Origin of the sequence: Mobilitalea sibirica (genome assembly GCF_015999265.1) — a bacterium.
Taxonomy (GTDB): domain Bacteria; phylum Bacillota; class Clostridia; order Lachnospirales; family Lachnospiraceae; genus Mobilitalea; species Mobilitalea sibirica.
Genome location: NZ_JAEAGR010000004.1, coordinates 51,440 through 72,753 on the forward strand (window position 1 = coordinate 51,440; position 21,314 = coordinate 72,753).

At 37.1% G+C, this 21,314-nt stretch carries 15 protein-coding genes and 1 other RNA gene; 2 read left to right on the forward strand and 14 right to left on the reverse strand.

The features are described 5' to 3' along the window. Positions 1-173: 173 nt before the first annotated feature. From I5677_RS05415 to I5677_RS05425, 3 genes are all read right to left on the reverse strand, one after another. Positions 174-2,825 carry a hypothetical protein gene (locus I5677_RS05415; protein ID WP_197660563.1) on the reverse strand — a complete coding sequence of 884 codons (2,652 nt, stop codon included), beginning with the start codon at positions 2,823-2,825 and terminating at the stop codon, positions 174-176. A 445-nt stretch (positions 2,826-3,270) separates the two neighbouring features. Next, positions 3,271-4,761 carry a threonine synthase gene (thrC, locus tag I5677_RS05420; protein WP_197660564.1) on the reverse strand — a complete coding sequence of 497 codons (1,491 nt, stop codon included), beginning with the start codon at positions 4,759-4,761 and terminating at the stop codon, positions 3,271-3,273. 308 nt (positions 4,762-5,069) lie between these two features. Next, entirely contained in the window at positions 5,070-5,963 is an 894-nt protein-coding gene (locus I5677_RS05425) for a cell wall hydrolase (RefSeq protein WP_197660565.1), read from the reverse strand. Positions 5,964-6,722: 759 nt separating this feature from the next. Between I5677_RS05425 and I5677_RS05430 the strand changes: the two genes are divergently transcribed. After that, positions 6,723-7,544, forward strand: coding sequence for a hypothetical protein (locus I5677_RS05430; RefSeq protein ID WP_197660566.1), 822 nt, complete (start codon positions 6,723-6,725; stop codon positions 7,542-7,544). Positions 7,545-8,070: 526 nt separating this feature from the next. Here the strand turns inward: I5677_RS05430 and I5677_RS05435 are convergent. Together I5677_RS05435 and I5677_RS05440 are read right to left on the reverse strand one after the other, a co-directional pair. Continuing rightward, positions 8,071-9,156, reverse strand: coding sequence for a sensor histidine kinase (locus I5677_RS05435; RefSeq protein ID WP_243456506.1), 1,086 nt, complete (start codon positions 9,154-9,156; stop codon positions 8,071-8,073). Further along, positions 9,146-9,847 carry a response regulator transcription factor gene (locus tag I5677_RS05440; protein ID WP_197660567.1) on the reverse strand — a complete coding sequence of 234 codons (702 nt, stop codon included), beginning with the start codon at positions 9,845-9,847 and terminating at the stop codon, positions 9,146-9,148. The genes I5677_RS05435 and I5677_RS05440 overlap by 11 nt, the downstream gene beginning before the upstream one ends. A gap of 248 nt (positions 9,848-10,095) precedes the next feature. Between I5677_RS05440 and rnpB the strand changes: the two genes are divergently transcribed. Continuing rightward, positions 10,096-10,459, forward strand: an RNA gene (rnpB, locus tag I5677_RS05445) — RNase P RNA component class A. Here the strand turns inward: rnpB and I5677_RS05450 are convergent. The 9 genes from I5677_RS05450 to I5677_RS05490 form a co-directional block, all read right to left on the reverse strand. Then, positions 10,453-12,117 (reverse strand): nucleoside kinase, encoded by a 1,665-nt coding sequence (locus I5677_RS05450; protein ID WP_197660568.1) that lies wholly within the window; start codon positions 12,115-12,117, stop codon positions 10,453-10,455. The genes rnpB and I5677_RS05450 overlap by 7 nt on opposite strands. Positions 12,118-12,134: 17 nt before the next feature. Next, a complete protein-coding gene (locus I5677_RS05455) occupies positions 12,135-12,848 on the reverse strand; it encodes a tRNA (adenine(22)-N(1))-methyltransferase (RefSeq protein WP_197660569.1) in 714 nt (237 codons plus the stop codon). 648 nt (positions 12,849-13,496) lie between these two features. After that, positions 13,497-14,597 carry an RNA polymerase sigma factor RpoD gene (gene rpoD / locus I5677_RS05460; protein WP_197660570.1) on the reverse strand — a complete coding sequence of 367 codons (1,101 nt, stop codon included), beginning with the start codon at positions 14,595-14,597 and terminating at the stop codon, positions 13,497-13,499. 103 nt (positions 14,598-14,700) lie between these two features. Beyond that, complete coding sequence (gene dnaG, locus I5677_RS05465; protein WP_197660571.1) at positions 14,701-16,491, reverse strand: DNA primase; 1,791 nt, start codon at positions 16,489-16,491, stop codon at positions 14,701-14,703. Positions 16,492-16,518: 27 nt separating this feature from the next. Next, positions 16,519-17,541 (reverse strand): deoxyguanosinetriphosphate triphosphohydrolase, encoded by a 1,023-nt coding sequence (locus I5677_RS05470; RefSeq protein ID WP_197660572.1) that lies wholly within the window; start codon positions 17,539-17,541, stop codon positions 16,519-16,521. A 387-nt stretch (positions 17,542-17,928) separates the two neighbouring features. Next, positions 17,929-18,066 (reverse strand): FeoB-associated Cys-rich membrane protein, encoded by a 138-nt coding sequence (locus tag I5677_RS05475; protein WP_197660573.1) that lies wholly within the window; start codon positions 18,064-18,066, stop codon positions 17,929-17,931. Between the two features lie 47 nt (positions 18,067-18,113). Continuing rightward, on the reverse strand, positions 18,114-20,171 hold the full coding sequence (gene feoB, locus I5677_RS05480) for a ferrous iron transport protein B (RefSeq protein ID WP_197660574.1): 2,058 nt from the start codon (positions 20,169-20,171) through the stop codon (positions 18,114-18,116). A 1-nt stretch (position 20,172) separates the two neighbouring features. Beyond that, positions 20,173-20,394, reverse strand: coding sequence for a FeoA family protein (locus I5677_RS05485; RefSeq protein ID WP_197660575.1), 222 nt, complete (start codon positions 20,392-20,394; stop codon positions 20,173-20,175). 281 nt (positions 20,395-20,675) lie between these two features. Beyond that, a complete protein-coding gene (locus tag I5677_RS05490) occupies positions 20,676-21,305 on the reverse strand; it encodes an epoxyqueuosine reductase QueH (RefSeq protein ID WP_197660576.1) in 630 nt (209 codons plus the stop codon). Positions 21,306-21,314 lie beyond the last annotated feature (9 nt).

Consider the following 21,314-nt stretch of genomic DNA (forward strand, 5'->3'; position numbering starts at 1 on the left):
AAATATCTCCTAAGTAGATTTTGGTTATTTACCTTGTCTACTTAGGAGAGGTATATCAGAATCTCACTCCAACTATTGACGTAAAACCAACACACAACATACTGTAGTCAAAAAGGGTATGGTCCATAAGAACCATACCCTTGAGTTTATTTAGTATTTAGCTTTAATATGAATTATTTCTTCTTCATGTTTAAGCCAACGTTTACCTTGTAATCAAGATATACATCCTGAGTATCATCGGCATTATCTTTGATTAACTTTCTAACAGTTACAGTCTTAACAGCGATCGCTTCAGGAGTACCTACAGCTTCTACTGCTACGATGTTAACGCTAGCTCCATCAACCTTGAACTTAAGACCATTGTTATCATCAACACCACCAACAGCGGTAATTAATGCTGCAGTACCATTATCGATATCAGCTTGACTCAGAGTAATAGTATAAGTCTGGCTCTTGATATCAGAAAGAACTGCTGGACTCTGTGTATCAACTGTTGAGAAGTATACAGTATCAACTGCTGTTGATCCGTTGTAAGCGGTAACCTTATAGGATCCTACAGGAGCCTTACGGATAACACTTCCGGTTACGCCTGCAACAGCAACTGTGTTAACTACTTCATAACCTGTTGCAGTAAGATTAGCGGTATCTAAGAATTTCTGTCCATCAGGGTTAACGCTATCCCAAGGAGCATCTACTTCAACACGGAATGCATCAGTTGTATTAGTTAAATCAACTTTAACTAATTTAACACCATTGGATGAATATCCGAATAAGTCAATGCTTACAGATTGAGGTAATGAAGTCCAAGAAGCAATCTTCATATCCTTGGATGTTGTACCTAAAGCAAGTCTATAGTAGGATACAGTGGAGTTATTAGCTTCCTGTACATTTACTGTTACAACTCTGGAGATATCCTTAGCTGTAATCTTGTATACATATACACCCTTGTCAATCGGATTAGCAGAGGCACCACTGTCACCGTTAAAGGTTATAGTGATCTCGCCGTCAGCGTTAGATGTTGTACTTGTATCAGTAACAGGTGTAATTACATTATCTGTTGTCATAGTAACACCATCACTTTGAAGAGGTGCAGATAATCTTTCAACCTTATAACCAGTGAATACAAACGGTCTACCTAACTGATCCTTCATAGTCATCTTAACATTCTTACTATCACCAAGACCTACAGTATTGGATAATGAGAACTCATAAGCGTCTAAAGTGAAGTTTGTTGCAGCTTTCTTAGCGCTTACAGTGATTGCTACAGTAGCAACAGGAACCTTAGTTCCGGATGTAGCATACTTAACAACTACTGTTGCAACACCTTCTTTAACAGGATATAAGCTACCATTGCTACCAACAATTAAGATAGACTCGTCTGAAGATGTAAAGTCAAAGTCTCCAGAATTAGCATCACTGTTAACAGAACCAGTGGTATTACCTGTCTTGTTGTTTAACTTAACGAATAATCTCTTACCATAATCATCTGCTGCAAGCATCTGCTTAACATCATTGAAATCAGGTCCGCTAGTAACGATAGTCCAAGCTGCTAATCCAGTGATATTAGTTGCATCAGCATCAACACCAGTGATAATGCCAGCTGCTGTTACATTTCCTTCTTCAGCACCTGTTGTTGAATTATACTTATAGGTGTGATAGGTTGCAGTAATTGTTGTGGTCTTACCTGTTTCGAAAATCAGGACTCTCTTGGTTGCTTCATTGAAGAAAGTACCTTGTTCGCCGGAAGACTTCATGGTTACTCTTGTTAACAGAGTATCAGTAGTAATATCAACGCCTTCTGCGTTAAATAATTTAACTTCAACAGCCTTCTCTACGTTTTTAACTGCAGTAGTTGTATGAACCTTCATGGAAGTTACATCTTCAGCATTAGTAGTAGCTGCCTTAAAGGATACTGCATCCATATTAGGATACTCGATTGAGAATGTTGATCCTTTAGCGAAAGGAATGTAAAGGGATACAGAAGCTACTTTCTTAGCATCATCCATCTCTACCTTAGAAATGATTTGTTTAACCTTTGTATCGCCTACTAACTGATAAACAGCAATGTTTTTGTCAACATCTGTCATAGCAGAGTCAAAAGTAACATTAACTGTATCTAAGTCAACCTGTTTAGCACTTACCATAGAAGGTGCTACAGTAAACTCATAGCTTGCAGTTGCAGTTACATCTTCATGAGTTAAGGACATATCAGTCTTTAACCAAGCAGTGTATCTCGGCTTAGATTGGAAAGATACAGCAGTGATTTTATAATCGCCAGCCTTAGTAGCTACGAATACACCCTTATCACTGATGGTTGCGCCGTCAGAAGGCTCAACAACCCATCTTGTGATTGCCTGAGAACCTTTAGTAAGGTTAGCGTTTGTTACATAGTCTCTGTTGAAATCATTTTCAACACCAACTGCTAACTTGTCGCCTTCAGGCTTGTTAGTAATTGTAAGTTCTTTGATGTTATCTCTAACAGTTACAGTAGCCTTTAATTCAGCTTGCTCTTCGCCGTCTTTATCAGTGATAACTACGGAAACTTTAGCTGTACCAGCGCCTGTAGCAGTGGTAACACCGTTCTTTTCGTTAACTACTACTACGTTCTCGTCAGAGGATTCCCAGAAATATTTCCAGCCTGACTTTTTGTTGCTAATGTTGAAGTTAAACTCGTCTTTACCGTCTACAGCAAGGTGTAAATACTTTCTTGTAGAGTTAAGCTTCGGTGCAGCAGCAGCGAAAGCTCCGGCAGCAGGAGCGACAACTGAAATGATCATCGCTAATGCAAGAACGAAGGACAACTTCTTAAAGAATTTCTTCTTCATATTCTTACTTCCTCCTTAAAATATATGGTTTGGTATTATACTTTGCGTTCTCTGGCTATTTTACATGGTTTCTTCCTGTAAAATGCACAAGCGAAAAACGCAGCAATATAATCGTTCCAACAACAAGATGATTATAACAATAAAGGAAAAAAAGGTCAAGTCTTTTTCTTACTCCATTTGGATTTTTTACCAGTTTGACTTACTTTCCTCACCATCGTAATTATCAGGGCCGGACTAGATTATATTTAGTCAAAAAAGCTTGTAGGGATAACCCCTTACTCCTCACATTCCTCAACCAATCTTTCACAGCTATAACAGATGTTGAATAGGATGTGACATCATCTGTTACTTCTGTATCTGTCGGTTGGCTCCTGTCTCATTGCTTTGACTATGGTTATATATTGCACCTTGTATGTGTCAAATTTATGTCATGCTTTTGTCATAGTTAGATTATTTTAAGATTGTTTTCTACCATTTCCTGCATTTTTCCGCTTTCACAGACAGAATTATGCAGTACCGGAGCCTCAAAAAGATCGTTGACCGCCCCAGGTATCTCTACCCCTGATACCTGGTTTAAAGCCTTGGCCTGATCATAATCCTCCTTAGGAATTGGTTTCACTCCCACTGCTTCCAATACATTTTCCGCAAATTTATAGGGACTGGCAGTTGACACAATAACTGTTTTTGTTCTATCCTCGGTCTGTTTTACATAGTTATCATAAACACTTGCAGCAACTGCGGTATGAGTATCCAGGACATATCCATGCTCAGAATATACTTTTTTAATCGAAGTCTTAGTCTCCTCTGTAGATGCCCAGCCTCCGATAAACCCTTCCAAATTTTTCTTCATACCTTCCGTGATTTCATAGGAACCTTTGGTAGATAGTGAATGCATGAGTTCCTCTGTCTTTTTTACATCACCATCGGCTATATGATAAATCAATCTCTCCAGATTACTGGAAACCAGAATATCCATGGACGGTGAAGTCGTTAATATGAACTCCCTATTTTTATCATAGATACCGGTTGCAAAGAAATCAAATAACACTTTATTCTCATTGGAAGCACAGATTAATTTATTAATCGGTACTCCCATGTGCTTTGCGTAATAAGCCGCTAGAATGTTGCCGAAATTTCCCGTCGGAACAACCACATTGATTTTTTCTCCCTGCTCTACCTGTTTCTTCCTATATAAATCAGCATAAGAGTAGACATAATATACAATTTGAGGTACCAGTCTACCGATATTAATGGAATTGGCAGAGGAAAAACGATATCCTGCTTTTTTCATTCTTTCTGCCAGCTCTTTATTATTAAAGATATTCTTTACACCGGTCTGGGCATCATCAAAGTTCCCTTTAATGCCAATTACCGATGTATTGTCCCCTTTTTGTGTTACCATCTGCTTCTCCTGAACAGAGCTAACGCCATCTTTCGGATAGAAAACAATAATTTTGGTACCTTCCACATCTGCAAAGCCTGCCAATGCAGCTTTACCGGTATCACCGGAGGTGGCCGTAAGGATTACGATTTCTTCCTTTACATTGTTTTTCTTAGCTGCCTTAGTGAGTAAATGCGGCAGAATGGATAATGCCATATCTTTAAATGCTATGGTAGCACCATGAAACAGTTCCAGATAGTATGCCTCTCCGACTTTTTTTAGTGGAGCAATCTCCGGTGTGTCGAATTTAGAATCATATGCTTTTTCAATACAATCCTTTAATTCCTCCTGTGTATAATCCGTCAGAAAATGCTTCATTACCTCATAGGCAACTTCCCGGTAATTCATTGACGATAGTTCTGCCATGGTTTTCGTTAAAACCGGTATTGTCTCCGGAACATATAATCCTCCATCCGGGGATAATCCCTGAAGGACAGCTTGAGATGCCGTTACTTTGTTATCCTGGTTTCTAGTACTCTGATACATCAGGTTCATATCACATCGTTTCCCTTCTTAAATATATTTTTATGCACCTGAATTTCAGGCCATTTTTAACTGACTAAACCATATTTTATTGTGATTAATTATAAGCGAATTATATTAAGACCGTCTGTACTTACAACTCCCGTACTGCTTGAGTAATAATATCTGCTACGTCTTTCTTTTATGATAGATTAAACGATGCTAAAAAGTGCCATACCTAAAACAAAATGCGTTTACGGTACGGCACCTTTATCACAGCACTTCGCTTATTGCGAATAAGTATACCACGCATATTCGGCGGTTACAATACTGTTTTACTATTATTTGTTCTTATAAAATTCATGACCGCCATGCTTAAACAGCCAATCTAGATTATTATCAAACCATCTTGCACTGCTCTTTCTGGTTCTCTTTCTGGCCATGAAATAAAGCGCTCCCTTGGAATAATCTTCTCCTTCCAATGCCCTCTGTACTGCTTCTTTCGTTTCGTCGGATATGCTTATATTCCAATACCTCTTATCTGATACAGGTGAGAATTGATATTCCCCACCCACTTTGTGGAATATGACGCCTTTGATGGTTTTAGGAAATTCCTCATCATGCAATCGGTTAAACACAACATTGGCAATCAATATTTTCCCAATCATATCTTCTCCGGTTGCTTCGGCTTCCACAATTCTCTCTAACATAGTTAGCTCTTCCTTTGTGACTGAGTATAAAGGCTGGGTTTTATTTTGTGTAGAGAAGCTTTCTATGGTCCCCTCGGCTGTATCTGTTTGCTTATGTTCAGTTTGTTCTGCTACTGAATCAGATATTTTATCCATTAACATATCGTACTCAACAGAATCCATTGCATAACCCAGAACCCAGTTTGTAGCATCTAAATCCTCCGACTGTTTTTGGATCGGAATTTGTGCCTTATAAATTTGATTATTCTTAACCTCTAACATCCCATTAGGGTTAATCGATTTTGACTGTAACAGGAGCGCTTGGGGTTCACTCTCTTTGTGTGTCGTAATATTTCCCGACAGCATTTTTGTTGCTTCATTCGTATTCATGCTTATTCCTTCTGCTCCGGTGTTGATGTTATACAAAGCATCTGAACCAAATACCAGTAGCAAAAAAGAAAGTACGTAAGCCAATATTACCATATGAAAACCATGGCGACTTTCGTGCATTTTCCTCTTCTGAAGAAACGAATTTATTATAACCATAACTATTTCCTCTTTTCTTAAAGCATAGTGCTTCATTTTGTGTGCTTCCAATTTATGGATTTTCTAGTAACACTATCATGCATTATAGGCATCCACCTTTTTTGTGTCAATAACAAAGCTTTAATTTCGTTATTTGCACCGATTTATAACTTACTATATTTTACATCAATGGTAATTTATAACAACCTAAACTCTATTACAGCTGAATAATTTATATATTATCAACAAGATATTTTTAACAAATTGTTAAGCATATATTAATTATTTTACTCGTGTTCTATTTTATTTATGCATTTTCTACTACAATAGTAAGCAATATAAGGAAATTAAGCCTCATACTACAGCAATATTATTTAATATTTTGTTAATATTTTATGTATTAGAGGGTTAATACGCAGTGAATAGAATCAGACAAACACATTTTTCTTCCATTTACTGGATTTCGTTTTAGTAAATAAAAGTATTATTACGGAATAATTGGCGAAAGTATCAGATGGCCAAAAGTTTTACTATATAGTTACCTAAAGATGTCAAAAGCACCTTTGGTTCTTTCCTGATGATATACATTGCTATGTAAGCAGTCTTACAAATAGCAATGTATATCATCAGGAAAAGTGCGTAGTACTTTTTGATACATTAATCATATTTGAACTTTAAACTTAGGAAGACTTATTTATACGTTTAATACTTTCATCACCCGAATCATGATTGCAGAGTCCATATGAATTTGATATAGTAAGTAGGAGGAGGTGTTTACGATTGTTACCCGGAGTTTATCTTGCACGTAAAAAAAGTGGGGAGATCTATTATAGAGCCTCCATTACTTATAAAGGAAAGCATATCAGTCTTGGAAGTTATCCAAAGGAAGAGGACGCTAACAAAGCCTATGATCTGGCCGGAGATATTCTTTTAGAATCTTCTCCTTACAGGATAGATAATTATCCCTCTGACTGCATTATTGAATTTCATAAATGGGTCGTATTAATCAATTTTAGAGATAACCATATCTATTTTAAAAATCCTATTTATATTAAGAAACGCTTTTTTCTATATTATATAGATATAAATACACCTCTTAAATTCGATGTGGACGATCTGTTTTATTATGCTCATCATAAGATACTAAAACGGGGTGGTCATCTATTCGTTAGTGATTACGGAATGCAGGTAAACATTCTGGCACGGTATGGTATTAAAAACTATGCAGTTCCCGGAAGGGACTATCTATTTATCAATGGGGATGATACCGATTACCGTTATGGTAATATTGAAATTATCAACCGATATCACGGTGTAACAAAAACCTTTCATAAAGGATTACCGGTTTATACGGCAAAAATACATATTAACGGAGATTTTTTAATTGGACGATATTCTACAGATAATGAGGCTGCAATCGCTTATAATAAAGCAGCACTTATTTTAAATGAGAAAGGATTAAATAAGAACTTTCCTCAGAATTATATAGAAGGAATGGATGAGATTACGTATGCTTCTACCTATCAGAAACTTCGGATATCTAAGAAACTCTTATCCTATGCAGATACACTCGATCAAAAAAATTATATTAATAGGAACTGATAATTCAAAAGCTTACATATGATCATATAAAACTTAGAGTAAGATCCTCAATATACGATCTAAAAATACAAAGTATAACTCGCGATTAGTATTTTAATGTATAAGTATTGAATATGTATTGCTTTATATATAGGTCTGTTTTAGAAATTACGATCTTAGTATTTACGGTCTTAGAAATTACGATTTGGAAATTATAGCTTTATAACAGATATTAGATAAATTAAAACAAATATTTTAATCAGGTAAAACTGTGTTTCATTTCATTTTTATGGAATAATCTTGTCAAATATATGTTTTGTGAAGTGTTATGAAGAATATAACAGATTATGAATAATTAGACAAATATGTTAACTTTGTTTTAAATTTTAAAAAAGGACTACCTTAATTTAAATTTTGTGTTATAATATGGTTATATATTTTTTCTTCTTCCGTTTTCATAGTTTCTCAAGTTGAAAGCCACAGAATAAATCTTACAAGTGTTACGGTACATTCGGATTGTACTGACTTGGTATGGTTATCCTGTGGCTCAATTTGTTTTTGGTTCATAATTTAATCTAACTGTAAATACAGTACCCTTGGAACCACTTTCTGCTTTTATATCACCACCATGCATCTTAATGATACTACGGGCAATCGCAAGACCCAGCCCACTTCCGCCGGTTTCACTGGATCTAGAGGATTCCACTCGGTAAAACCGCTGAAAAATCTGCTCTAAATCCTTCACAGGAATTATTTCGCCATAGTTGGTAATTGTTACAGTCACTCCCTCTTCTTCTTTACTCAGATTTAACAAAATGTTCTTACCATCCCTACCATATTTAATTGCATTACTGATTAGATTTGCAAAAGCTCTTGCTAGGAGATCACCATCGGCATGTATAACTAAGCTATTTTGAATTGTTTTAAATTCATACTCTAGCTCATTTTCTTTAAAACTAGGATAAAACTCATCCAGAAGCTGATCGATTAATTTCACCATATCCACTTCTGTATAATTCGCTTTTACTTCTCCAAAGTTAAATTTTGTATAGGTAAACAGATCTTCTATCAGCTTTTCCAATCGTTTTGATTTATTATATGCTATTTCTACATAATTCTTTTGGGTTTGAATTGAAAGTTTCTTAGATGATACCAGATCTAAATAACCGATAATCGAAGTCAATGGAGTACGAAGATCATGAGCCACACTGGTTATCAGTTCGTTTTTAGCGTATTCACTTCTTCGCTCGTTCTCCATGATTTTTTTGATATCATCGGCCATCTGGTTTAATTTATCAGCAATTAAAGCAAACTCATCTTCATTTTTAATAACAATACGATTGTCTAAATTACCAAGGGATATCTCGTTAATTCCATTCGCTATTACTTTAATATAATTAACAAATTTCTGTGTCAGTATTAAAAAATAAGTAATGAACAGTATAATCCCTACCGCTATCGTAAGAACGGACACCAGTACCGCCGGTGGCCCGGATAAATTCCAGGACCCCTCTTGAAACACCAGATAAATTCCAATATTAATGATCGCCAGTGTTAGCATTGTATACAATAAACTAAGTAAGCTATACAATACAATCTCGAATCGAAAACTTTTAAATATACTATTGTTCAATTTTGTAACCCACTCCCCAAACGGTTTTAATAATCTTAGAATTTTGTGAATCCATCTCTATCTTCTCTCTAATTCTGCGGATATGTACCATTACCGTATTATTCGCTTCATACATCTTCTCATTCCAAACTCTTTCAAAGATTTCATCGGTTGAAAATACCCTTCCGACATTACTTGCTAACAGATATAAAATATCGAATTCAATTGGCGTTAGCTTTACATCTTTGCCGTATGCATTTACTTTATGATTATCTTTGTTAATAATAAGATGATCCAGAACAATCTCTTTACCCTGTTTTTCATCGTGAGCACCGGGATTAAACTTTGTATATCTTCGTAATTGAGATTTCACACGGGCAGTTAGTTCTAAGGGATTAAATGGTTTTGTGACATAATCATCTGCACCGGTTCCCAGCCCGATAATTTTATCGAGATCCGTACTTCTGGCACTTAACATAATGATCGGTATGGTACTTGTTTCCCGTATCTCTTTACAAAAGGTCAGTCCATCCGTGCCGGGCATCATAATATCTAATATGACTAGTTTAATATCCTCGTTTTCCAGAAGTTGCTGCCCATCTTTTGCGCTATTTGCTTTCCAGACCTGATACCCCTCACTTACCAGATGTATTTCTACCAGATCAGCTATCTCTTTATCATCATCAATGACTAAAATACCCGTCTTTTTCATTCATGTTTTCCTCCATATAAAACCATAACATGCATTAACTCATGGTAATTACCATATTACCATAGAAATTCCCTTCAATCTTTAATTTTTTCTTAAAATTACACCTGTAGAATAGTCCTGAATCTCATTAATAAATCAATATGGTGTGATTTTAATAAAGATAAAACTCTGCTTTTACATTATTTGTTGTTTGATTGGTAATGGTTCCTCATTTACTTTTTGAACGGTACATGATAGAATACTTACTGTGAGTAGCACAGATGGTCGCGCCTTTTGTAAGGTGAGGAAAGTCCGGGCTTCATAGGGCAGGGTGCCGGATAACGTCCGGTGGAGGCGACTCCCAGGCTAGTGCAACAGAAATAAACCGCCTAACCGTTAGGTTAGGTAAGGATGGAAAGGTGGCTTAAGAGACCACCGCCCTTCTGGTAACAGAAGGGGCAGATGTAAACCCCACCCGAAGCAAGACCGAACATGAAGCGATACGGTTGCCCGCCGTGCTTCAGGGTAGGTCGCGTAGCATCGGCGAAAGCTGGTGCTTGAGCCGTATGGTAACATACGGTCAAGATAGATGACCATTCAAGACAGAACCCGGCTTATCGTGCTGCTCATACCTTAAAGCAACTTCCTCCGATAAATTCTTTTAATATCGAATTCTTTGGTACTGCCTCAGCAGGAGTTCCTATAAAGTAATCTAAAAATTTCAATAAGCGTTTCGCTTCTACATATTCTTCACAATTCCGATCAATTCCGAATAAAATTGGTTCAGCATACTGCTTTAAGATAGCCAGTTCATAAATCAAGGCTGAATTAAACATAACATCTGCATCTTCCTGAAAAGGGAATATATTTTCTTCTTCTCCCCTTCTTACGGAGGGCCACATCGCTATCGTAGTCTTAGCGGAAGCACCTCTGGTTCTGGCATCCCGCACCATTCTTCTTATTAATCTTCCGTCCGTAGTGGGTATTCTGTTATGCTCATCAATATTTAGCTGTGTCAAAGCACTAATATATATCTTATACTTACTTTCTCTTGGCAAGGAATAGGACAGCGCATCATTTAAACCATGAATTCCTTCGATCACCAATATATCCTCATCACCAAGGGTTGTATAGTTGCCCTTATATTCTCTTTGGCCGGTTATAAAATTAAAAACAGGTATATCAACTGTTTCTCCGTTCAATAAGTTCGTCATATCTTGGTTAAATTGTTCCAAATCAATTGCATATAGACTTTCAAAATTATAATTTCCCTTTTCATCTCTGGGCGTTTTTTCACGATCTACAAAGTAATTATCCACAGCAATTGGATGTGGCTTCATACCATGAGCCTTTAGTTGAATTGACAAACGATGGGAAAATGTGGTTTTACCGGAGGAGGAGGGACCTGCGATCATAATAAACTTTTTCCCTCCAGCTTTTTTAATTGCCTCAGCTATCTCACTGATCTTTTTCTCCTGAAGAGCTTCCTGCACCAATATTAGATCGCCAAATCTACCCTGCGAAATAATATCATTAAGCGCACCAACATTCTCAATATCCATCATTTTTGCCCATTGATTGGATTCCTTCATGGTATGAAACAACTTTACCTGGGGAACAAAAGGTTTCACTACAGTAGGATCCTTCTCGTTAGGCATTAATAATAAGAACCCTTCATCGTACTGGGTCAAGTCAAAATATTTTAACATTCCTGAACTTGGAGGCATGTACCCATAATAATAATCCTCAAATCCGTCAAGATTATAAATATTCGCTTTTGAAACTCGGCGATATCGGAATAGTTTTTCTTTGTCATGCATACGATAAAGACGAAAAAGTTCCATCGCATCATCCGTTCCGATGCTTCTTTTGATAAACGGTATATCCTTACTTATAATCTCTTCCATACGCTTCTTTACTGCCTGAATTCGTTCCTTTGTTAACGGAAGCTTTCCGGTGTAATGGCAATAAAGTCCGTTTCCGATAGAGTATTCCACTTCCACCTTGTCTACATTATCCGAACCAATCTCGGAATAAAATGCTTTCAGCATTACTAAAATCAAACCCCGCATATATGTTTTATGACCTGCGTCATCCCTGGTAGTAACAAAGCGAATCTCACAGTCTTTTGTTACAGTTTTAAATAACTCGCGGAGTTTATTATTCACATATGCCAAGATAATATCATCCTTATAATCCTTTTTATATTCTTTCGCAATTTCCAGTAAACTTGTATTAATGGGATATTCTTTTTCGATTCCGTTAATCTGAACTATTACATTCGTCTTCATATTAAAATTTCTCCTCTTTATGAATAATATTTCAAACCTTTATCAATAAGCTCAGTCATAGATAAGATTTCCTTCTGTCTGATTATTGATTTATCCGTAGGCCATTGTAATAACGCCTCATAAATTTCTTCATATTGATTTCGTTCCTTTAAAAGAAACTCCCTCAGCACAGGATTTTGATGTTCCAGTAATAGTCTCCCATAGTAATAATGTTCCTCTAAAGTAATCCTGTAAGGTTCTTTATTTTTTACATAAAACTCAGGTTCTGCTTTCATCATAACATAATATTGACCGTCTTCTTTTATCATATTCTCAGCCGTGATTAAAAATCCGATATTCATTAAATGCTCACGTACTTGATGAACCTCTGACTGTGGCTGTAATACCAATTCCCGTACCCTTCCTACCACATCCGGTCTTGCTGAGAGGATTTGATTCATTAAGTTGCCTCCCATACCGGCTATTAATATGCTATCCGCTTCCCCTTGTGAAAGTTGCTCTAATCCATCGGATTTTCGAACAATAATTTTACTTTCGTATCCGTATTTTTTAATATTTTCTAATGCCCTTTCCATCGGGCCTTGATTAACATCCATCGCTATAGCCTTCGGGGATATGTTATTTTCGATCAGATAGATAGAGGTATAGGCATGGTCACAGCCTATATCCGCTACACGATTACCTCTTGTTACCATACCTGCTACTGCCTGTAAACGTTTTGATATCTGCATAATCATCTCCATAATATATTCAAATAAACATTTTTATTATTTTACCATATTTTTATACATTTTACCACACTTAGTACTTATAAGTTTGGGTCAAGTACTTATTGGGAAAGTTCTATTCAACTTTTCTTCTAAGTTTTTTTGTACTACGGACGGATAAGAGGTCCATTTTCATAGGGGATGAGGTCAGCGCCTTAAAACAAACTCAATTTTCAGGTATTTCTGCATGCGTTTATTACGCTTTGCTCCTCCCTGATAGATGCGTCGGTCGCTCGAAAAACGAACTGACATGCAGAAATTCGCTCGAAAAATGCCTAATCATTTTCCGGCATCTGACCTCATCTCTCTATGTATGGGCGCACTTATCCTGTCTATGGCTGGCTAACCACAGAATGCTTTTCTGAATATCTTCCTTGCATTTGTCTGTAATGCATCAAATATCGGCATATGAATGTGGTACAAACTTCTGACTGTCGATTAAGACCTGACTTCACTTATCCATACGAAACAAAAAAGTGCCGATAAACGGCACTCATTTTATATGATTCTATATATCCGAGTTTTTTATACTTTATACATTTTCTAAATAATATCGTTTCCAAAACTAACGATACATGAAAGAACTAAATGTTAATCCGCAAATCACGATTTTTACTCTAAATAATCCTTTAACTTTCTGCTTCTGCTGGGATGTCTTAACTTACGCAGAGCCTTGGCTTCAATCTGGCGGATACGTTCTCTGGTAACGTTGAACTCTTTACCCACTTCTTCCAAAGTACGGGCTCGTCCATCATCCAAACCAAAACGTAGTCTTAATACCTTCTGTTCCCGCTCTGTTAGGGTACCAAGAACTTCAACCAGCTGTTCTTTTAATAAAGTAAATGCAGCTGCATCTGCAGGTACCGGCACGTTATCGTCTTGAATAAAGTCACCAAGGTGGCTATCTTCTTCTTCACCAATGGGCGTTTCTAATGAAACAGGCTCCTGAGATATCTTTTGGATTTCTCGTACCCTATCTACAGGCATATTCATCACTTCTGAGATTTCTTCCGGGGAAGGCTCCCGACCCAGTTCCTGTAAGAGCTGCCTTTGAACACGGGTTAATTTATTGATTGTTTCAACCATATGAACCGGAATACGTATTGTTCTAGCCTGGTCAGCAATCGCTCTTGTTATCGCCTGTCTAATCCACCAGGTAGCATAAGTACTAAACTTGTAGCCCTTACGATAATCAAACTTCTCAACAGCTTTAATAAGTCCAAGATTACCCTCCTGTATTAAATCCAGGAAAAGCATACCTCGTCCCACATAGCGCTTAGCAATACTAACGACCAGACGAAGATTTGCTTCTGCTAAACGTTTCTTCGCATAATCATCGCCCTCCTCCATTTTTCTTGCCAATTCAATTTCCTCATCAGCATTAAGGAGCGGAACCTTACCGATTTCCTTCAAATACATTCTGACGGGATCCTCAATGTTAATACCCTCCGGAATCGTTAAATCTATGGGCTCAATTTCTTCCTCATCATCAAGTATGATATCCTCTTCTTCGTCATCCTCTTCTGAAATACGCAACACATCAACATTATGCTTTTCAAGGTAATCATATATCTTCTCGATACGGGTAGGATCCAGTTCCATATCTGCAAAAAAATCATTTACTTCCTGAAATTCCAAGACATTTTTCTTCTTTTCGGCAAAAGCCAATAGCTCCTTTAGCCTTTCTGTAAATTTAACTATATTCTCGTCCATAGATAATCCTTCCTTCTTAAACTCTTTTTATATTCTAACCATCATTTGATTAAATATGCAATATTAAGTAACCGTAACCATAAGCCGGTCTCTACGGATTACATTAGTTATCGAATGATATGGTATGTTTCTTAAGTTCGGCCTTTTGTGCAATAATCTTTTGCAACAGCACGGTATCATTAACTTCAATTGCTTTTTGGCTTTGTTTATCCAAACTGCTTTCCTTTAAACGCATTATCGTATCGGATAGTGCTTTATTCCATGCAGATGGATTCATTTCACCCTGAATTCCTGCAGAAAATAAAGCTGCTACCTCTGTCTGTTCTTCTATACTTTCAAAACAATTAATAATCTTGGCCGGGACAACTGTCTTATCCTTTTCATATTGCTCGAATACCAATCTTGCTACTTTAGTATAAATCCCTTCGGTAAAATCCTCCGGGCCTAAAATTCCGTTGATTTTCTCAAATAATGTTGGATTCTCGATCAACCAAGTCAGCATAAGTTTTTGAGATTTTGATAAACCATCATCGGTTTTCTTCTTATACCGATTTAAATCATTCGGATAGTCTTTCGTATCGTTCACACCTACAACAATCTGAGAACCAAACCGGTTCACCAGTCTCTTTAATTGCTCCACATCGATACGATAGGCTTTCGCTACCGCATCCGTATAAAAATTCCTCTCCAGCTCTTCCGAAAAGTGTAATAATTTTTTAGCCGTCTCATGAAAGAACTTTGTCTTTTGCTCCGGGTCATTCAGATTATAATTCTTCTGAAGTACATCTATCTCAAAAAAGAAGCTATTCTTTGCCGAAGCGATTCTTTCTCTGAATTCATCTGCCCCAAGGGCCTTAATAAATTCATCCGGATCCTTATAGGGTTTCATATCAATGACTTTTACGGTTAATCCGGCTTCCTTTAATAAAGGAATCGCACGAAGGGCTGCCTGTATACCCGCTGTGTCACTATCAAAGGTTAAAAGCACTTCATTCGTATATCTTTTTAATAGATTTGCATGAAATACAGTAAATGCTGTTCCCAAAGAAGCAACCGCATTATTAAACCCTGCCTGATGTAGTGCTATGGTATCCATATAACCTTCACATATCAGAATATTCGTTAACCGTGAAGTCCTGGCAAAATTTAATCCATATAGATTTCTGCTTTTATCAAATATCTTCGTCTCCGGTGAGTTTAAATACTTTGGAACTTCATTACCGACCTTGCCCATCACTCTGCCGCCAAAGCCGATTACCCTATGGTTGGCATCCATGATCGGAAATATAACCCGATCCCAGAATTTATCATGTCCCCCTCTTTTTTCATCTATGGAGACCAAGCCGGACTGCTTTAAAAATTCATCCTCATAGCCTAAGCTTTTTAAATACTTATATAAATCATCACTGTAACGGTTCGCATAACCCAGCCCAAACTGTTTTATGGTGTCTTCGTTAAGTCCTCTGTCTAATAAATATTGATGCGCAGCTTGTCCTCTGTTAGATTTTAATTGAACATAAAAATATTTTGCTGCCTCCTTATTCACTTCCAATAGCCGGCTTTTTAAATCTGACAGTTTTTTTGCTTCTTCCGAATATTCCTGCTCCGGAAGCGCTATTCCCACCCTTTCTGCAAGGAACTTTAACGCTTCCACAAAGGTAAAGTTTTCATACTCCATAATAAAGGTAAATACATTTCCACCTACACCGCAGCCAAAACAGTGATACATCTGCTTTCCTGCACTTACGGAAAAAGAGGGTGTTTTCTCATTATGAAATGGGCACAGCCCCATATGATTACTTCCTTTTTTTTGCAGCCTTATGTAGGAGCTTATAACACTAACGATATCATTTTTGCTTCTGATTTCTTCCACTAGTTCATCCGGATAATACAACGTGCATTCCTCCCACAATTTCTATGTTTAAAAAACGCTCCACGCAGATGGAATCATCAACTCCTTAAACTTTGCTACTGCGTAACGATCCGTCATTCCTGCAATATAATCACTGACCGCAAGATAAGGAGGTTCTTCTTTTTCTTTTATACGAAGAAGATATTCCTCCGGAAGCCGCTCCAAGTGCTTTTCATAGTAATCAAATAATTGCTTTACCAGTTGTTCCGCCTGCTCTTCCTGACTCTTAGCCCTTTTATTCATATAGACACTGGAAAACATGTATTTACGTAATTGTTTCATTGCAATTTCAATATCCGGTGACATAATAATATCGTTTTTATTCTCACTGTTTGATACGATGTCATGAATTAAGGTATTTAGTCTTTCCTCCAGACTATGGCCTAAGATATCCGTGTATTCCTTCGGTATTTCATCTTCTGTGATTATTTTTCCCCGAATCGCGTCATCAATATCATGATTAATATAGGCAATTTTATCACACAGCCTAACAACCTTACCCTCTAGGGTAGAAGGCTTTCCTGCTGTCTGATGATTACGGATTCCGTCCCTCACTTCCTTTGTGAGATTAAGACCTCTACCATGCTTTTCTAACAGTTCAACCACCCGAATGCTTTGCAGATGATGTTCAAATCCACCTGGACATATGTCATTTAGAGCTCTCTCTCCTGCATGTCCAAAGGGAGTATGTCCCAGGTCATGCCCCAGAGCAATCGCTTCCGTTAGTTCTTCATTCAACCTGAGTGCTTTGGCTATTGTTCTGGCTATCTGCGATACCTCCAGGGTATGGGTAAGTCTTGTTCTGTAGTGGTCACCCTCTGGGGCAAGAAATACCTGTGTTTTATGCTTAAGTCTGCGAAATGCTTTACAATGAAGTATCCTGTCTCTATCTCTTTGATAAATTGGTCTAATGTCACAAGGATCTTCATAGAGATCCCTTCCTGAGGAACAGTCAGAAAAAGAAGCATATGGGCTTAAAATCTCATGCTCCCTTTGCTCTAACTTCTGTCTTATGTTAAATTTTTGTTCCATACCAATCCCTTCTTTCTACTGAGAAGTTTACGGAAACCTTACAATTATTCGTGATAAACACAATTATATGCAATCCTATAAGGGAAATATTCATCAGACGAATATACACCTATACTACTAATATTCTACAAGGTCTTCCTATTTCCTTTTTTATTTTTATAAGTTTTTATTTAAGTTTAAAAGTTCTTTAAATACGCATGCTTTGCTGCATCTTTCTTACGTATTAAAGAACTTTTTATGAAACATTAGATGAATTTGGTTTCTTCGTACTGTTTGTAAGTTTATGTGATTCATATTTATTGTAATAAGAATAACCCTATGATCCCTAATAAAATATATGAACCGGATAATATTTAATCTTAACTCAATGATTAAGGCTTTCTATTCTTATTTACATTCCCCTTTGGAGGAGCAGGATGAGCATCCCCCGCAACAGGATTTTCCTTCTTTCAAATCTTTCGTTTTTTTATAAATGATAAAACCGGTATAACTTAAAATGAGAGCTATCAAAATAATAGCCGGCATAAAACCACTCCTTTCTGCCTCCTAAGCTCAGGTCATTGAATACATGCTTAAGCAAGAAACAAGGACCCTATCTGATATACTAAGGTAGAAACCAGCCACGCAACACCCAACTGGAACAAAATGGTGAACACGGTCCATTTCGCAGATCGCATCTCCCTTTGTATTACACCGATGGTTGCCGCACAGGGAATATATAATAAACAAAATACCATTAAAGAATATGCATTCAAAGCACCAAAACCATAATCAGCCAGAACCTGTGTTAAACCGGCCATCCCCTCAACCGAGTTAATATTAGCAATTCCAAATAATACACTGAAGCTGGAAACCACAATTTCCTTTGCTGCAATACCGGATATTAATGCTACCACAACCTGCCACATACCAAGTCCTGCTGGAGCTAATAACGGTGATACCGTCTTACCTAGCATTGCACCGTAGCTTTGTGACATATCTGAAACCATTCCACCGGGCCCGAAGTTTAAGACAAACCAGATGAGAACCGATGCTGCAAAGATGGTAGTACCTGCTTTTGTAAGATATTCTTTAACTTTTTCCCATACATAGATAAGAATGGTTCTTAGGTTCGGCGCTTTATACTCGGGAAGTTCGATAAGCAAGGTGTTTTGTGTGCTTTTTTCACTATTCTTATTCATAACATAGGCAACGATAATCGCAACAGCTATTCCGATTAGATACATGGAATATGCTGCTAGCATCGCATTCTTTCCAAAAAACATCTGTGAAAATAAAACATAGATGGGGAGCCTTGCACTACAGGACATAAACGGAGTAACTAAAATCGTTTTTCTACGGTCCTGCATGTTTTCTAAGGATCTGGAAGCCATAATTGCCGGTACGGTACATCCAAAGCCAAGTAACATAGGAATAAAAGCTCTGCCGGAAAGTCCCAGTTTACCCATAATGCCATCCATAACATAGGCGACTCTTGACATATATCCGCTGTCTTCCAGATATGCAAGAGCGAGAAACAGTATAAAAATATTTGGTAAGAACGTCAGAATTCCTCCCACACCGGCTACAATACCATCCACTACTAAAGAGGTAACAAAATCTCCGGCACCGATCACAGTTAGCAGATTGAACACGGAATTGGAAAACGCATCCAGTCCGCCTTCAAATCCCCCTTTAATAAAATCACCTATCTGAAAGGTCAGGAAAAATACGAAAGCCATAATTCCAAGAAAAATCGGAAGTCCTAGGTAGCTATTCGTAAGTACCTTATCTACTTTATCTGTCACAGCAGCTTTTTTGGCTTTATTAACCAATACCTCTTCAATGATCTCCTCAATAAAGTCATATTTCTGATTGATGATTTCTTCCTCATAGCTATTATGTACGATTCCATTGGAATCAATTGGATATTTTGCCTGTGCCATCTCATCCATCTCGATATGCTTAATCGCATACCAACGTAGATTATCTATATTTCCATGATTTTCTCTGATTCGTTCACTTACTTCATCTATCTTGTCTTCCAACAGATCACTGTAAACCACAGGATACTCCTCATGATGTTCATGTCTATGCTTACTGTATTCCTTTGTGTATTTTCCATGATGATGCTCCAGATTCGGGTCAATATATTTATCCTTATGATGAGCTACCGTATGCATGAGGATGTCAAGTCCTGTCTTCTTTCTGGCAGATACCGGAATCACCGGAACTCCCAGCATCTCCGGCAATCTGTGAAGGTCAATTTCCATTCCTCGCTCTTCCACAATATCCATCATGTTAAGCGCTACAACAACTGGCTTTCCCATCTCGATTAATTGCAGAGTTAGATAAAGATTCCTCTCAAGACTAGAGGCATCAACGATATTTACAATAACATCGACATCAGAATTCATGATAAATTCTCTTGTAAGCCTCTCTTCCATTGTATAGGAGGTGAGACTGTAAATTCCCGGCAGATCCACCAGCTTAAATTTATAATCATGATATTTAAAGGCTCCTTCCTTCTTTTCAACCGTAACACCCGGCCAATTGGCTACCTTTAAATTAGCACCGGTATAAGCATTAAACAATGTGGTTTTACCACAGTTCGGATTTCCAACGAAGCCAACTTGTAATACTTTTTTCATATTAAGCCTCCCTCATTTGTATGGAATCCGCTATTTTTTTGCCCACAGCTAATCTGCTTCCCCGTACCATAAAAATAACAGAGCCGCCACGGTTTCGATTTAAAAGTTTTATTTTAGTACCTCTGGTTAAGCCCAGAGCTTCTAACCTTCGAACCGTAACCTTATCAAGCTCCAATGAATTTACCATATAGGTATAACCTATTGTTGCATTCAATAATGTCATCTAATATTCCTCACGTTCCATAAGTAGTTTTAATTCAACATTAGTTAATTGATAATAATTATCATTTGCTATACCATTATAATCATATTGATTTCTTTTGTCAACTATGCATTCTATTAAATATATATTAATCTTTTATTCCAATTACTTATAAAATGAAAACATTAGCCCTTCTCCTAAGAGTGTGCGAGAAGGGCCAATGTTTCTCTTTTCTAAAATCTTTATTTGTAAAACTCTATTTTTATTAATATATATCTCTTGATCTCTCTAATTTCATCATTCTAATTCGTTTCAGTTTCATCCTGCTTTTGCTGCCTTTGGGAATAGATACATCCGCAATAATCCTGCCGATAAAGGCCATAATCCTTGGATAGTTCAATCGACCGCTTATATCCATTCTTTTTCTTAAAATCAGAAGGAAGATATTCTACCCCATATTCTGCTGCAACCTTTTTACCAATCTCATTTAATTTTTCTGCATTTTTATGAGGGCTGATGGATAAGGTTGTAGTGAAATAATCATATCTACCTTCCTTAGCCATTTCACCGGCTTCCCTAAGTCTCATCTCATAACATAAAAAACAACGCTTTCCACCCTCCGGTTCTCTTTCATAGCCTTTGATGAATTGATAATACTCCTTAGGGTTATATACCCCTTGTTCAAATCTCACAGGATATTTATACTTCATCGCGTTAATCAGATTCTTCTGTTCTTCTACCCTTCTCGAATATTCTTTCTCCGGGTAGATATTAGGATTATAGTAAAAAACTGTGATTGCAAAATAATTAGAAAGGTACTCTAAAACATAGCTACTGCAGGGAGCGCAACAACTATGAATCAGAAGTTTTAAAGGACCCTTTGAAGGGTCCATATTTTCAATTATCTGATCCAATTCTTTTTGATAATTCATAGTAACTCT

Excerpts from the sequence above, each read along its gene's own strand:
- I5677_RS05475 (WP_197660573.1), bottom strand. The coding sequence starts at position 18,066 with ATGCCGGCTATTATTTTGATAGCTCTCATTTTAAGTTATACCGGTTTT.
- I5677_RS05415 (WP_197660563.1), bottom strand. The coding sequence starts at position 2,825 with ATGAAGAAGAAATTCTTTAAGAAGTTGTCCTTCGTTCTTGCATTAGCG.
- I5677_RS05455 (WP_197660569.1), bottom strand. The coding sequence starts at position 12,848 with ATGCAGATATCAAAACGTTTACAGGCAGTAGCAGGTATGGTAACAAGA.
- I5677_RS05440 (WP_197660567.1), bottom strand. The coding sequence starts at position 9,847 with ATGAAAAAGACGGGTATTTTAGTCATTGATGATGATAAAGAGATAGCT.
- I5677_RS05470 (WP_197660572.1), bottom strand. The coding sequence starts at position 17,541 with ATGGAACAAAAATTTAACATAAGACAGAAGTTAGAGCAAAGGGAGCAT.
- I5677_RS05490 (WP_197660576.1), bottom strand. The coding sequence starts at position 21,305 with ATGAATTATCAAAAAGAATTGGATCAGATAATTGAAAATATGGACCCT.
- feoB (WP_197660574.1), bottom strand. The coding sequence starts at position 20,171 with ATGAAAAAAGTATTACAAGTTGGCTTCGTTGGAAATCCGAACTGTGGT.
- I5677_RS05425 (WP_197660565.1), bottom strand. The coding sequence starts at position 5,963 with ATGGTTATAATAAATTCGTTTCTTCAGAAGAGGAAAATGCACGAAAGT.
- I5677_RS05450 (WP_197660568.1), bottom strand. The coding sequence starts at position 12,117 with ATGAAGACGAATGTAATAGTTCAGATTAACGGAATCGAAAAAGAATAT.
- I5677_RS05485 (WP_197660575.1), bottom strand. The coding sequence starts at position 20,394 with ATGACATTATTGAATGCAACAATAGGTTATACCTATATGGTAAATTCA.
- thrC (WP_197660564.1), bottom strand. The coding sequence starts at position 4,761 with ATGAACCTGATGTATCAGAGTACTAGAAACCAGGATAACAAAGTAACG.
- rpoD (WP_197660570.1), bottom strand. The coding sequence starts at position 14,597 with ATGGACGAGAATATAGTTAAATTTACAGAAAGGCTAAAGGAGCTATTG.